Source organism: Streptomyces sp. NPDC039609 (assembly GCF_055596705.1).
On record NZ_JBVIUJ010000014.1, the window covers coordinates 106,960 to 120,593 of the forward strand.

Annotated in this window: 13 protein-coding genes; 6 read left to right on the forward strand and 7 right to left on the reverse strand. The window is 69.5% G+C overall.

From position 1 onward, the window contains the following. The 7 genes from ACZ561_RS33320 to ACZ561_RS33350 form a co-directional block, all read right to left on the reverse strand. On the reverse strand, positions 1-1,997 hold a 1,997-nt coding region (locus ACZ561_RS33320), incomplete at its 3' end, for a competence protein CoiA family protein (protein WP_471002317.1). 320 nt (positions 1,998-2,317) lie between these two features. Beyond that, on the reverse strand, positions 2,318-3,565 hold the full coding sequence (locus ACZ561_RS33325) for a hypothetical protein (RefSeq protein ID WP_471002320.1): 1,248 nt from the start codon (positions 3,563-3,565) through the stop codon (positions 2,318-2,320). Positions 3,566-3,850: 285 nt separating this feature from the next. Next, positions 3,851-4,468 (reverse strand): DUF1707 SHOCT-like domain-containing protein, encoded by a 618-nt coding sequence (locus ACZ561_RS33330; RefSeq protein WP_471002323.1) that lies wholly within the window; start codon positions 4,466-4,468, stop codon positions 3,851-3,853. Positions 4,469-4,707: 239 nt separating this feature from the next. Next, positions 4,708-4,848: a hypothetical protein gene (locus tag ACZ561_RS33335; protein ID WP_471002326.1), complete on the reverse strand. Its 141-nt coding sequence runs from the start codon at positions 4,846-4,848 to the stop codon at positions 4,708-4,710. A gap of 349 nt (positions 4,849-5,197) precedes the next feature. Then, positions 5,198-6,130, reverse strand: coding sequence for an SUKH-3 domain-containing protein (locus tag ACZ561_RS33340; RefSeq protein ID WP_471002329.1), 933 nt, complete (start codon positions 6,128-6,130; stop codon positions 5,198-5,200). Between the two features lie 8 nt (positions 6,131-6,138). Next, positions 6,139-6,531, reverse strand: a complete 393-nt coding sequence (locus tag ACZ561_RS33345) for a YwqJ-related putative deaminase (protein ID WP_471002332.1) — start codon at positions 6,529-6,531, stop codon at positions 6,139-6,141. Then, positions 6,524-6,994, reverse strand: a complete 471-nt coding sequence (locus ACZ561_RS33350; protein ID WP_471002335.1) for an SUKH-3 domain-containing protein — start codon at positions 6,992-6,994, stop codon at positions 6,524-6,526. Before ACZ561_RS33350 ends, ACZ561_RS33345 begins: the two co-directional genes overlap by 8 nt. A gap of 589 nt (positions 6,995-7,583) precedes the next feature. Between ACZ561_RS33350 and ACZ561_RS33355 the strand changes: the two genes are divergently transcribed. The 6 genes from ACZ561_RS33355 (at position 7,584) to ACZ561_RS33380 (ending at position 13,606) form a co-directional block, all read left to right on the forward strand. Continuing rightward, the gene (locus ACZ561_RS33355; RefSeq protein WP_471002338.1) at positions 7,584-9,173 is read left to right on the forward strand and encodes an aldehyde dehydrogenase family protein; all 1,590 of its coding nucleotides are present in this window, start codon (positions 7,584-7,586) and stop codon (positions 9,171-9,173) included. Next, positions 9,170-9,682, forward strand: a complete 513-nt coding sequence (locus ACZ561_RS33360) for an SRPBCC family protein (protein ID WP_471002341.1) — start codon at positions 9,170-9,172, stop codon at positions 9,680-9,682. Before ACZ561_RS33355 ends, ACZ561_RS33360 begins: the two co-directional genes overlap by 4 nt. A gap of 21 nt (positions 9,683-9,703) precedes the next feature. Then, positions 9,704-11,599: an NAD(P)-binding domain-containing protein gene (locus ACZ561_RS33365; protein WP_471002344.1), complete on the forward strand. Its 1,896-nt coding sequence runs from the start codon at positions 9,704-9,706 to the stop codon at positions 11,597-11,599. Then, positions 11,596-12,189, forward strand: coding sequence for a YdeI/OmpD-associated family protein (locus tag ACZ561_RS33370; RefSeq protein WP_471002347.1), 594 nt, complete (start codon positions 11,596-11,598; stop codon positions 12,187-12,189). Before ACZ561_RS33365 ends, ACZ561_RS33370 begins: the two co-directional genes overlap by 4 nt. Continuing rightward, positions 12,186-12,890 (forward strand): 4'-phosphopantetheinyl transferase family protein, encoded by a 705-nt coding sequence (locus ACZ561_RS33375; RefSeq protein ID WP_471002349.1) that lies wholly within the window; start codon positions 12,186-12,188, stop codon positions 12,888-12,890. Before ACZ561_RS33370 ends, ACZ561_RS33375 begins: the two co-directional genes overlap by 4 nt. Before the next feature lie 110 nt (positions 12,891-13,000). Beyond that, positions 13,001-13,606 carry a response regulator transcription factor gene (locus tag ACZ561_RS33380; RefSeq protein ID WP_471002352.1) on the forward strand — a complete coding sequence of 202 codons (606 nt, stop codon included), beginning with the start codon at positions 13,001-13,003 and terminating at the stop codon, positions 13,604-13,606. Positions 13,607-13,634 lie beyond the last annotated feature (28 nt).

A 13,634-nucleotide genomic window follows, 5' to 3' on the forward strand; every position in this document is an offset into this window, starting at 1 on the left:
GGGGCCGATGCGGCAGCGTGTGATGCCGCCTCCCCGCCCGTCGACCGGTTCGCACCGCCCGTGTACGCGTCCCGGATGCGGTCCGCCTCCAGCCGCCTCGCCCAGTGCACTTCGCTCTGAAGACCCGGCACCGGGCGCCCATGGCGCTCGAGAATCATCGGGAAGTACGGCAGTGGCTTCCCGCCGTCTGCCACGACGAGGGCCGCGTACATGAGGCCGTGATCGTCGAGCGGTTCGTCCACGCGGAAAAGGAGATGGGCGCGCCGCTCGTCCGAGAGGACCCCGAAGTCGAATCCGGTGTTCTCCGAGAGCTCACGCCAGGTGATGTCGGCGGCGCTGATCTTGGCGAGCGCCTTGAGGTGTTCACGCACAGCGAGGACGAGCTGCATATTCGAGAGCCCAGCGGGCGAGGTCAGCCCACGGGCGGTCTCTCGTTGCTGCTGCGCGTCCGCCGATGGGTTCGGACGCGGCTTGACCGAGTTCCCGCCGCAGAGCTCGTACGCGCGTTGCAGCTCCTGCTGGTGGATACGCCCGACCTGCTGCGGAGCCAGGCCCGGTGCCCAGCCGAGGCCGGTGAGCACATCGGCGAAGTACGGCACCGGGCCGGCGCCGCCGGATTCGATGAGCGAGGACAGCACCGGCTTGTCCCGAGCACGGGGGAAGTCGAGGGCGACGAGGAGCTTGAGACGGTGCTCCGGTGTGAACGGCTTCACGGACTCGCCCAAGCCATCGGTGAGTACCGACCACGTGACCCGACCCTGGGCGCGGGCCGTGCGCTGCAAGGTCTGCCGGAAGGAAGCGATGATCTCCGGGTCGCTGAGTGGTGGCTGTGGGGCGGGCGCCGCTGTCGGCTGCGCCGTCCGGGCGGTGGTGGGTACGACGGGCTCGGGCGGAGCCGGCTCGAGACCGCTCCAGGCGGCGGCCTCTCGGGCGTCGAGGCGTCGCGTCTGGGCTGCGGTTATCAGCCAGGCCGGTGACTCGGGGTCGGAGGCGAGAGGAGTCAGAGTCACCCGGTCCCGCAGGGAATACACCCTCGCCGGGTGGGGAGTCGTCGAGGAGAGGGGAAGGACGACCCGGGCGCGGGTCACAGCCGACCCCAGGGGCTGAATGTCCGCGTCGTACACGCTCCCTTGCATCGTGCCGCTCGGCGGACGGACATCGGTTCTCGGCTCCGCCCCCGTGAATGCCACGGTGTCATCGGCGAGGCGGAAGGAGAGCGGAGTGGGGGCGGAGGGAGCGGGCTGAGCGGGCGCGGTGGCCGTGTCGGTGGCCGATACGCGCGGCACGATGCCCTGGGCGGTCTGCGTCAGGCTCGGTGTGACGATGCCCGCGCGGGTCATCACGCACTCGGACAGCGTGCTCCATTCGACGGTGTTGCCGGGAAGCTGGGTTCCGATACGCACCTCGCGCGTGGCACCGACGGTCCGGCACTCGACCCGGATCGCGTAACCGTGGCTTTCGACCCGGTCGTAGGCCAGCATGCTGTCCGGACCGAACAGCCACTCGACGCGGTCGGAGCTCTTGGAGAGTTCGTCCGCCTCCTGCCGCCACGGGTGCAGCCCCAGCCGGGCCATCTGCACCCGTACGAGCTGCTGCCCGCCGGACAGCCGGAAGTCCACCGTGCCGCCCGGCCTGTTCCCGACCGTCCGGTACGACGCCTTGGCCTGCCGGTGGTTGTGCCGAGCGAGCCACCGCGTCAGGGCTTGACCGATGTAGAGGTGGTCGGCGCTGGACTCGCCGTTGGCGGTGCGGCGGCAGTGGACGGGCGGACGGTGGGCGAAGTGGCACTTCTTCTCGGTGTAGCGCTTCGCGCTGAGCTTCTTGCCACAGCCACCGAGGAGGATCCCGCAGTAGAAGTCGTCGCGGGAGCGGCCCCGCATGAAGTGGTCGAACTCGTCGTGGTCGTACGGGAGGAAGACGGGGTCGTCGGATCCGGCCCGCCCGATGACGGCGGTCTGGACCTTGCGGGTGTCTCCCTCGTCGGGGAACGATGTCATGACACGGCTCCGGGCAGGCGGTGAGTCGGGGCTGTCGGCTGGAAGCGGTACCGGTGATCGTGACGACGGCCAGGTCGCCCTCGGACTCTCCCCGGGAGCCGGAGAACGCCCACTGGGCAGGACGCGCGTCGGCGGGGAGCTTGTGGACGCAGAGGGCGTCGCGCGCCGCGACAGGTCCGCTCGTCAGGGCATGGACGGCTCGGCCGAGGCGCCCGCCGTCGAGGCCGGAACGGCTCCTGTGAAGCCTGTCGAGGTAAATCGAGCCGCGAGGATCGTCGGCCCAACCCCACAGAAGCCACGTGGCTGAGGGTCACGCCCTCTCAGGTTTCCTCCCCGCCCGCACCCCCGCGCCGGCGGAGTGCTCGCTCGGCGATCCCGCCGGAGAGCTTGCCCGTCGCCGACCTTGCCCGGTCCAGGGTCTCGGTGCCGAGGCGCCGGGCGGCGTCGATGTTCTCCGCGCTCTTCTCCAGCGCCTTGTCCCTCACCTCCACAGCCGCGTCCTTCCAGCGCCGCGCCTCCAACGACTCCTGGTCGCGCGCGATCCCGAGCCGCCCGTGGAAGTCGACGACGGCGACCTCGACGTGGTTACGCGCGTGCACCACCTCGCGGGACGTGGTCGGGTGCAGCAGCACCTTCGCGTTGGCCGTGCCGGCGGCCGTGTGCAACCTCGCGACCAACCGCTCCGTACTCTCCGAGATGAGCTCCATCCGGTTCTTCCGGGCGGCCCGAAGCCCGAGGCGGTGCGGGTCCAGATCATCCGGGTCCGTGTCCCGCACCCGGTCGAGTTCGAGCACGGCGAAGGCGTCCTCGAGCCGGAAGCAGTGTGCCAGCACGGCGAGCCACTGCCGCGCCGTGGACTCGATCTCCTTGGACGCCTTGGCGAGATCACCGATCTTGCTCTTGCGCTCCGTCTTCTCCGCGAGCGCGTCGAGCTGACGCAGCGCGTACGCCTGGGTGTACGCGATCGTCGCCGGCGCGTTCTGCACCTTCGACCACGTGACCTCGGAGACCCGGCCCACCCGCTCCCGGACGGTGACGGCATCCTTGATCGCGAAGTCCACCGCGATCATCTGCGCAAGCGCCTGGTCCTCCTGGGCACGGAGCACGTCGTCGACCTTCTCGTCGATCGTGGCGAGGTAGTCGGCGACCTCGTCCATGGCCTGCTGCAGCGCGAGCTGCGCCATGACCGCCGCGATGTTGGCAAGCTGCGCCGGGTTGCCCCGGAGCGCTCCCGACCCCTTCGCGAACTCGACGAACCCGTCGATCCGGCCCTTGGGGCCCTTCAGCACTCCTGTTTCGAGACCCGTCGCGGCACTCTTCCTCAGCCCGATCCTGTCGATGCGCTGCGCGGACTCCTTGGTCACCTTCAGCCAGAGACCCGAGTCGGCGGCGATGTCGGAACCCGTCTGCGCGATTCCGGCCGCACTGCCGAAGGTGGATCCGAGCCGTCGCGTTCCAACGCCCTTCGACGGCAGTCCCTCGGAGACGAGGAAGCGCTCGACCGCTGTTCGGTCTCCGAAGACCGCCAGGCCGTCATCGTCTCTGAACAGCTGGATCTCGTCATCCATGGTCGACCCCTTTCGAGTCGCGGCCCGAACCGAGGCGGTCTCCTCCGGTCCGGGCCGCGTAGGCGTGGTGTGGGTGTCGGGCGGCCGGGTGGCGGGGCCGTGGCCCGGGGGCGGGGTGAGGGTGGAGGTGTAGCTTTCGCCATCCACGAGGTACGTGGTCAGGCCGACGCCGGCCGCCGCCATGCGGTCGTACTCGGCGAGGACGAGGCCTTGGTGCGGTAGGTGCCGTACCTGGCCACGTCCTTGCGCTTGACGATGGGGAAGGTCAAGACCTCGGCACGCGTCCTAGCTCTGCGTCGGGTTGCTGTCCAGTTTGCGTCGTTCCCGGCGGTTGGGGTGGCGGATGACCACTCCTCCCGAGCCGCCGGACCCGGTGAGCCGGATCAGCGGGGTTCCCGGGAGCCGGTCGGTGGTGGTCTTGTCCGTCAGGCCGCCGACGCCGGGATCCATGCCGCTGGTGTCCGCGGCCCAGGCGTCGGGGAGGACGATCGTGACACCGGATGTCTCCCCGTACGCCTCCACTGCGACCTCCGTGAGGCGGCACTCGACCCGGGTGAAGTCAACCTTCACACCCCCCACGCCTCCGTGAGCGATCACGTGCCCGGGGACGTCCCAGCGCCCGGGACCTCGAGACGCGCCGTACATGCCGCCCTTGAGCACCAGCGGCGGTCGGTTCTCAGGGGAATTCGGCCTCGGCAAGTCGGCGGTCAGGACGGCCAATTCGGCATGAGTCTTGGACTTCAGCGCCTGCTCCAGGCGGGAATCCAGCTCATCGAAATCGATTCGCCCCTCGGCTGCCGCATCGCGCAGCTGCTCCACCACTGCTTCGCGGTCGTCGTGAGAGGCGCGGAGGTCTCCTGATGGAGCAGGACGCGGAGAGGGCTCCGAAGGCTGGACAGTCATGACAAACAGAATAGGTGGCCCGAGGACTGAGCGAAGTGAGACCGCACATCTCAAACACCATTCGGGGAGCGGAGGTTGCACCGCCGTCCTTCACCTGCTGCACGGCACCGGCAGCCGCTGCCGCGGCTTCGGGCCGGCGCAAGAGCCGGTCCGGAGGTCGCGAACCATCAGGGCGTGATCCGAGTCGGCCTCTTCGTCGTCGTGGTTGCGCACGGCCGCTTGGCGTCCCCAGGTGGTCGTCAGTCGGCCGTGACGCCCCAGGAGCCGATCCGTGTGGGACGGCCGACCTCGTAGAGCACCGTGCAGTTGCCTTGGGCTCGGTTGGGGAAGGGCACGCGCTCGGTGTGCAGTGCCTCCTCCCACTCCACGGTGGGCCGCACGAGGAAGCTGCCTGCGCGGGCCCGGAGGCCTCGTCACATCGCCCCTGCATGAGCTAGGTTGAACGCGTTCAATTGCGGGAGGGGAGGCGCGGGCCGTGCGGGTATCAACACTGCTCTTCCGTCATGGTTGATCGAGACTGGGATGACGACAGCGACTATCGCTCCGCTGTGGGGTGCGGCTGGATCATGACGGTGGTCGCTCTCGTCTGTTCGCTGGGAGTGGTGGCGCTCATAGTCGTGGCCCTGTGCGGGCTGACGTTCTTCCTGGACCTCTTGGATGAGCTCAGTCAGTGAGTACCGGTTGGAATCCGGGATGTCTGTCACCTCGGCATCCAGGGGCATCCCGGTGTCAGCTGTTCGTGGGTGGTGGTGGCGACCAGGTGTCGAAGGCTTTGACGCAGGCGTCCACGAGCGTGGCCGGGTGACCCAGGGAGGCCGCCGGGGGTGCCGAGAGCGACAGGGTGAAGCCCTCGGGGCCGCCCACCGTGAGTTGGCAGGTGAGCTCCGACAGGGGCACGGGCGTGCCGGGTGGGGCGGGCACCGAGAGAGTCAGTTCGCAGGAGTGGGGCGTCTGCGACACGGCCGACAGTTCCCGTTCCACCGCCTCGATCAGCGGGGCGGCGCTGTCCTCCAGCGGCCCCGGCCGCAGGGGGAAGGTCTCGTCGAGGACCCGTACGCCCGCACCTCCGAGGCTCGTGGCCCGGGCGTGGAGTGTCCGGGCGTCGAACAACCCGCTCGTGTGCAGGACGTAGACCGCGACCAGCGCCGTCCTGACGGCGGCCGCCAGGTCCGCCGGGGTCTCGGTCAGTGGCCAGTGCCACGTTCGCGCCCGGACGTGCAGCGGTCGGTGGCCCTCGGCCAGCGCGGTCAGGCCGTCGCTCACGGTGTCGCCGAGCAGCCACGCGCCTCCGATGCCCACGGAGAACAGCCGGCCCTGCTCGTCGACGGCCATCGACGCGTCGGCGTCGGTGCGGCCCAGGGGGAAGAGACGGGTGTCGAGTGCCTCGGCCACGCGGTGCAGGGCCGGGCCCGAGTACCGGGCCTCCTGGGGGTCGACGACGCAGCCCGTCGCCGCGACCTCGCTGCCGCCGTGGGCGGCCGGTTCCAGGCGCAGCCCGTAGAACTCCCGTACCGCGCGCTCGGCGGCCGGGAACGGGATCCAGGGACCCAGACCCGCGGTCCTCCTGATCGCGAGCATGGCCTCGTCACCGGCGTCCCGTCCTGGATGCCAGCCTGCCCGGGTCAGTGTCCCCGCCGGGTCCGTCACGCCGTCGTCCGCCATGGCCCGGCTCACGAATCGTCGACCACTGTGATCGACAGCCTTTCCGCCAGCGCCGTGCACGAGCGGCAGATCGTGGCCGGTGTGCCGTGCTCGGGGTCGCCCTGGGCCCGGATCTTCCGGGAGACCAGGGCCGCACCGGTGAAGTGGGGCAGTGCCTCGTCGAGGGTGGTCGTCCTGCCGTCCGGCCGGCGTGCGTCGAAGGCGTAGAGCTGGTCGGAGATGAGTGCGGACTCGGCGCAGTAGCCGAGGAACGGTTCACGCAGGCTCGGCGGGAGCGCGTCGAAGAACTCCCGGACGGCGGCATGGAGACGGGGCTCACCGTCACCGGTCAGGTTGGTGTGGCTGGTGATCGTCCCCTGAACGAGCAGGGACGAGGCCGTCCCCGGGATGGCGTCAGACAAAGTACATTCCCGCTTCCTGCTGGGGGCCGCGCAGCAGACAGCTGATGGCCTCGTCCGTGTTGGCCCCGAGGAAGTAGGGACCGGTGTGGTGCATGAGGAAGAAGCGCCCGGTCTCGTCGATGAGGACCATCGCCCCGTCGAATTCCTCGTATCCGACCGGGAAAAGCCGCCGGCCCAGGTTCCCGGCCAGCTCGGCCACGTCCTCGCCGCTCTCCTCGTAGATCCAGTGCGGGGTGAAGCCCACTGCGTCCGGCGGAGTGCCCGCGATGACCAGACGCAGACCGCCGAATTCGCGTACGAAATCCTGGGCGGTCTCGAACGGTTGGATGGGATGCCCCTCGTCGGCAAAACGCTCCGTCACGACCCGCAGGAGTTCGGGAAGTTCCGCACCGATGTCGCGCCCACGGGACCAGCCCGCCTCGGCGAGGGCGGCCGCGACCTCGTCCGCTGTCATTCTCGGCATTGCTTGCTCTCTCTCAGTGGTGCGCGACGACGCCTGTGAGCGGCAGCATTTTCGCACAGGACCGCACGGCGGTTTGTCGTCGCAGTGGAACAACCGGCGTCCTCTCCGGGCCTGATGTTTACGGTCCGAATGGAATACACGAGCGATCCGTCCATGGCCTTCAGGACATCGGCGGCGGACACGTTCTCGTCCCGCCCGGATCGAGGGCCTGCAACCGGTCCGATACGGGGGAGACTTCCGCGCATTTCCCGTGCCCGCCGGTCGGGGTACTCCCCCACCGCCGCCCGTGCCGCCCGTGGGCTTGCTCCCTGCGCCGCTCGCGCCGTCCTTGCCGTTGGCGTCCTCCCTCTCGCGTCGCGGGGTGTCGTCGCCGGTTGCGACCCACCGGCTTGCCACGGCGACGGCGACGATCAGCCCCTCGTCGTCCACACGCCCACCCGCCCGACGCCAAGAGCTCGCCGAGGACGGCGAGTTGGGGCGGATCGCTTCCATAAGCAAGCCTGATGGCGGGCTCATTGTTCCCCTCGATTCGCCACCCTAGCTTTGGGGACAAACGTCAGCCGTATTCGGACTGACCGAAGGGGGCGAAATGAAGTTCGGGGTATATCCGGCCTACATCGGTGGCCAGGACATCACCGGCGCCGATCCGCAGTTCGTACACACCATTACCGCCCGTTCCCTCATCGAGGACACCTTCCCCAGTCTGCGTCTCAAGCGCGATCTCGATCTGGGAATAGTCGATCCGGATGCGGCGGGGGAGCGCGTCGTCGGGGCCTGTGTCGTCGCCGACGAGGACATGGCGGCGCTGGCACTCGAGGCGGCGGCCAAGGCTGCCGAGGAGTGGCGGCGGGTGCCGATCGAGACACGTCTGGAGGTGGGGCGGCGAATCGGAGAGCGTCTGTTGGAGCACCGGGAGCCGCTTGTCGAGATTCTGGTCGCCGAAGGGACTCCCCGGGACGCGGCCGAGGGAATGATCACGGGAATTCCCTTCACCAGTTGGAGTAGCGAAACGCTCGAATGGTGCGCCGAGCAGCTGGAGTTCCGGCGCGTGGACGGCGAGCGGGAGATGATTCTGCGCCGCATTCCCGACGGCGTCGTCTGCATCAATCCGCCGCAGAACGCCGCGACCGTGAACGCGCTGAACGGGCTCACCGCCCTCATCGCCGGCAACACCGTCGTGGTGCGGGCGCCGCGTGGCGTCGCGCTCAGCTGTATGTACGCGATGCGAGAGGTCGTGGCGCCCGTGCTGGAGGAGATGGGCGCGCCGGCCGGGACGGTCAACGCGTTCTGCGGGGCTCCCATGCTGGAGACCTGGCTCGCCAGTGAGCACGTCGACGACGTGCTCTACTTCGGTGGCAGCAAGAAGGGCCTGGAGTTCGAGGCCGACGCGATCGCCGCGGGCAAGAAGCCGATCCTGGAGCTCGCGGGGAACGACTGCTGCGTGGTCTGGCACGACGCCGACCTGGACGCCGCGGTGGAGACCATCACCCAGTTCTTCCTGAACTCCGGCCAGATCTGCAACGTCCCCAACCAGGTCGTCGCCCACCCGACGATCGCCGACGAGCTCATCGAGCGGCTCGTCGAGGCCACCAGGGACATCCGGCCCGGCTATCCCGACGAGCCGGGCGTGGTCCTCACGCCTGTCCTCGGGGTCGACTGGTTCTTCGGCTGCCTGGGCGAGGCGCTCTCCAAGGGCGCGAAGCTCCTGCACGGCGGGCGCCGTCTGGAGGTGGACGGTTCGGAGTCGAGCACCGGCTTCTTCGTCGAGCCGACCATCGTGCGCGTGGAAGGGCTCCAGGGCGCCAGGTCGCTCTCCGTCGTCCGCGACGAGACCTTCTTCCCGCTGCTGCCGATCATCGTGCCCGAGACCGTCGCCTCGGACGACGAACTCCTGGAGCAGGTGCTGGAGTTCGTCAACAGCAATGCGTACGGGCTGCGCAACTCCGTCTGGTCCTCCAGCTTCTCGACGATCGAGCGCTTCCTGGACGGGGTCACCAACGCCGGCAATCTGAAGATCAACGACTCGCACAGCGGCTTCCTCCCCTTCCTGCCCAACCAGGGCGGCCCCGGTCTCACCGGCGGTGCCTTCGGCGAGGCGAGCCACCCCATGCTGCGCACCACCCGCTTTCAGGCCGTCAGTGTGCTGCGCCCGGCGGCCGACAAGGAGGACGCGTCATGACGACCCGCGTACTGAAGGCCACGGTCCCCGCCTCGGCCGCCGAAGTGATCGAACGCCTCGCGGACGGGGCGGCGTTCCCCTCGTACGCGGAGGACATCCTCTCCGTCGCGGACACCGTCGACGGGGATCAGGAGTGGGTGCTCGCCTTCCGCGGCGGTACGGCCGGCTGGGTGCAGAGGTACGAGCGCGCCGACCGTGCGGACGTGCAGCTGAGCGAGCCCGCCGACGTGCGGCCCACCGAGCGTGACACCCCGCCCGAGCAGTCGTACCGCATCGAGTTCGAGCAGGTCAGCGGGGACTTCCAGCATCTGAAGGGGGCCTGGACGAGCACCGATGTCCCCGGGGGCAGCGAGGTCGCCTTCGAGGTCAGCTACAGCACGAGCGTCCCCCATCTCGCGGGTGCGATCGACTCGGCCGTCGGACATGTGCTGCTCCGCAGCGCCCACCAGGTCATCTCCGCCGTCGGAGGCCCCGCCCGGGTCACCGCGGGCGGCCACTACCTGTCCTGAGACACAAGGAGAAGCACCCCCATGGAGAAGGTCTGCATCATCGGAGCCGGCTGGTCGGGGCTTGCCGCCTGCCAGGTTCTGCACGCGCGCGGGATCGAGTTCGACTGCTACGAAGCCGGCTCGAAGGTCGGCGGCAACTGGCGCTATCTCAACGACAACGGCATGTCGTCGGGGTACCGGTCCCTGCACATCAACACGTCCAAGAAGCTGTCCGAGTACCGCGCGTACCCCATGCCGAAGGACTACCCGCACTATCCCGACCACGTCCAGATCGCGCAGTACCTGGACGACTACGTCGACCACTTCGGCTTCCGCGAGTCGATCGCGTTCCGTACGTCGGTGACCCATGTGGAGCCCGCCGAGGGCGGCGGCTGGACCGTGACCTCGCAGGACCGTGACACGGGGGTCGAGACGACCCGCCACTACGGCTCCGTGGTCGTGGCCAACGGCCACCACTGGGACCCGCGCGACCCGGAGCCGGCCTTCCCCGGCGCGGACACCTTCACCGGCACCCAGATCCACTCGCACTACTACAAGGTCCCCGACGAGTACGCCGGCAAGCGGGTGCTCGTGCTGGGCTTCGGCAATTCGGCTTCCGACATCGCGGTGGAGACCTCCACCGTCTCCGAGCGCACGTTCCTGTCGATCCGTACCGGTGGCTACGTCTTCCCCAAGTTCATGTTCGGCAAGCCCGGCGACGACATGATCAGCCCGTTCATCACCCGCGTGATGCCGCGCGAGACCCAGCGCTGGGTCATGGCCCTCCTGCTGCGGATGACGATCGGCAAGGTCACCGACTTCGGTCTGCCGAAGCCGGGCCACAAGCTGTTCAACTCCCACCCGACCGTCTCGGAGTCCCTGCTCCCCCGGCTCGGCCACGGCGGTCTGTCGGTCAAGCCGAACATCTCTCACTTCGACGGCGACACGGTGCACTTCACCGACGGCAGCAGCGAGGTCATCGACACGGTCATCTACAGCACCGGTTACAAGGTCAGCTTCCCCTTCCTCGACGAGTCCGTGATCGCCCCGACGGACAACGACGTCTCCCTCTTCCACCGTGTGGTCGACCCCCAGCACTCCGGGCTGTACTTCGTGGGACTGTTCCAGCCACTGGGGGCGACGACGGTGCTGGCCGAGGCCCAGTCCCACTGGATCGCCGATCTGCTCCAGGGCAAGGCCGCGCTGCCGTCCCTGCCGGAGATGCGCAAGGAGATCACCCGGTACAAGGAGAAGCTCGCCAAGCGCTACATCACCTCCAAGCGGCACACCATGCAGGTGGACCACTACCCCTACCTCGCGGAGCTGCGCGGGGTACGTCGCAGGGGCGCCAAGCTCGCGAGGAAGGCCGGCGGGACGATCGCGGCGGACTACCGTCCCGAGGAGGTGTCGATCCGGATCGACGCGTCTCCCGAGGTAGTGTGGGACCTGATCAGCGATGTGACGCGGATGGGCGAGTGGAGCCCCGAGTGCCGCCGCTGCTACTGGCGCGGGGACAAGCGCGGGGTCGGGGCGAAGTTCATCGGCATCAACCGCCGCGGCTGGGTCGCGTGGATCACCTCCAACACGGTCGAACAGTGGGAGCGGGGCAAGTCCTTCGCCTTCCACACCACGACCAACGGGGTGCGTTGGGGCTACCGTCTGGAGCGGGACGGCCAGGGAGGAACGCTGGTCACCGAGGTGTGGGACGTCTCGGGGCAGAACACCGGGCAGCGCAAGCGCACCGCGTCGTTCGCCAACTCGATGCTCGGCGGTTACGACAACCACACCGAGGAGCTGCGTGAGGGGATGCGGATGACTCTGGAGCGCGTCAAGGCCGCCGCCGAGCAGCAGGGCCGGCAGCCGCTGAGCAGCGTGCCGGACACCGCGCGCTCCGGTGCGCGCGTCACGGAGGCGGTGGAGGTGGACACGGCGGCATGACGACGGACGACAATCTGCGCTGCTCCTCCGTGGAGGAGTTCGCCGCCTGGATGGAGACGCATCACGGGGCGGCCGACGAGGTCTGGCTCGCACTGCCGAAGAAGGGCACGGCGGTCGCCTCGGTGACCCGGTCCGAGGCCCTGGACGTCGCGCTCTGCTACGGCTGGATCGACGGCAAGGCCTTCTCCGGGAACGTGCCGGACGGTTGGTGGGCGCAGCGCTTCTCGCCCCGTAAGCGCCGCAGCCCCTGGTCGAAGATCAACTGTGCCAAGGTCGAGAAGCTGATCGCCGCCGGCCGGATGCGGCCGGCGGGGCTCGCGCAGATCGAGCTGGCGAAGGCCGACGGCCGCTGGGCCGCCGCGTACGCGCCGCAGAGCACGGCGGAGGTCCCGCCCGATCTGCGGGCCGCGCTCGACGCGTCCCCGGCGGCGGCCGCCGCGTACGAGGCGTTGAGCAGGAGCAACAGATATCAGATACTGCTCAACGTGGAGAAGGCGGTGAAGTCGGAGACGCGGGCGCGCAGGATCGCGGGGTACGTCGAGCGGCTGGAGGCCGGCGATCCCCCGCATGGACCTCGGAGGAAGCTGTGATCCCGTCCCTGCCCGATTCGCCGGGCGTGGTGCCGCCCGCCGCGCTGCCCGTGCAGCGGGCGTCGGAGACGACCTTGTGGCTGGTCGAGGCGGACGCCTGGGCCGACTGGGCGGGGCGGCTCGCTCCCCGCGTGCTGGACGCCGGGGAGCTGCGGCGCGCGGAGTCCCTGCGCCGGGAGGCGGACCGGCGGAACTATCTCGTGGCCCATGTGGCGCTGCGGGTGCTGCTCGGCGAACGGCTCGGTCTCGCGCCGGAGGCGGTCCGGCTGGGGCGGGCGGTGTGCCCGTGCTGCGGCGGGCCGCACGGCCGGCCCGTGGTGGAGGGGGGCGGGGCGCACTTCTCGCTCTCGCACGGCGGGTCGTTGGTGCTGCTCGGGCTCGCGCCGATGCCGCTCGGCGTGGACGTGGAGCGCGTGCCGACGCCCGAGTCCGTCGCGGAGACGATGACGGTCCTGCATCCGGCCGAGCAGGCCGAGCTGGCGGCGCTCGACGAGACGTCGCGCCCGTCGGCCTTCACGCGGGCGTGGGCGCGCAAGGAGGCGTACCTCAAGGGCATCGGTACCGGACTCGGCCGCTCCCCCGCGCTGGACTACATGGGTACGGGTGTCACACCGGCCGCGGGGCCCGACGGCTGGACCGTACGGGATGTGGCCACCGCGGACGATCATGCTGCGGCGGTCGCTTTCGCGCCGGAGCTCTGACCAGCGTGAATACCGGAGTGCAGTAACGATTATCCGCCAATTCCCGCTTGCCGCACTACGATTCACCTCGCGAACGGGCCCCACAGGGGGGTTCGTGAGGGGGGAAAACAGTGATCCGAGTCATGCTCGCGGACGACATGCTGATGCTCCGGCGGGCCCTGGTCTCACTGCTGGAACTGGAGGACGGCATCGAAGTGGTGGGGGAGGCCGACAACGGCGACCGGGTGCTTCCGGTGGCGCTGGAGACCCGGCCGGACGTGGCGGTACTGGACATCGACATGCCGGGTATCGACGGCATCAGGGCCGCGGAGCTGCTGAGCCGGGAGCTCCCGGAATGCAGGACGATCATTCTCACCAGTCTCGGCAGGCCGGGGAACCTGCGTCGGGCGCTGGAGGCGAAGGTGTCCGGGTTCCTGCTCAAGGACGCCGACCCGACCCGGCTCGCGGCGGCGATCCACCAGGTCGTCGCCGGGGAGCAGGTCGTGGACCCGCAGTTGGCGCTCGCGACGCTGACGGCCGGGGGGAGTCCGCTGAGCGCGCGGGAGACCGAGGTGCTGCGGTTGGCCGCGCAGGGGCTCGACGCGCCGGAGATCGCGCGGAAGGTGTTCCTGTCCGCGGGGACCGTGCGCAACTATCTGACCACAGCGGTGACGAAGCTCAACGCCCGCAATCGGATGGACGCCGTACGGATCGCCCGGGACGCCGGCTGGCTGTGAGCCGGGGGCGTGTCCCGCGGCCCGTTCC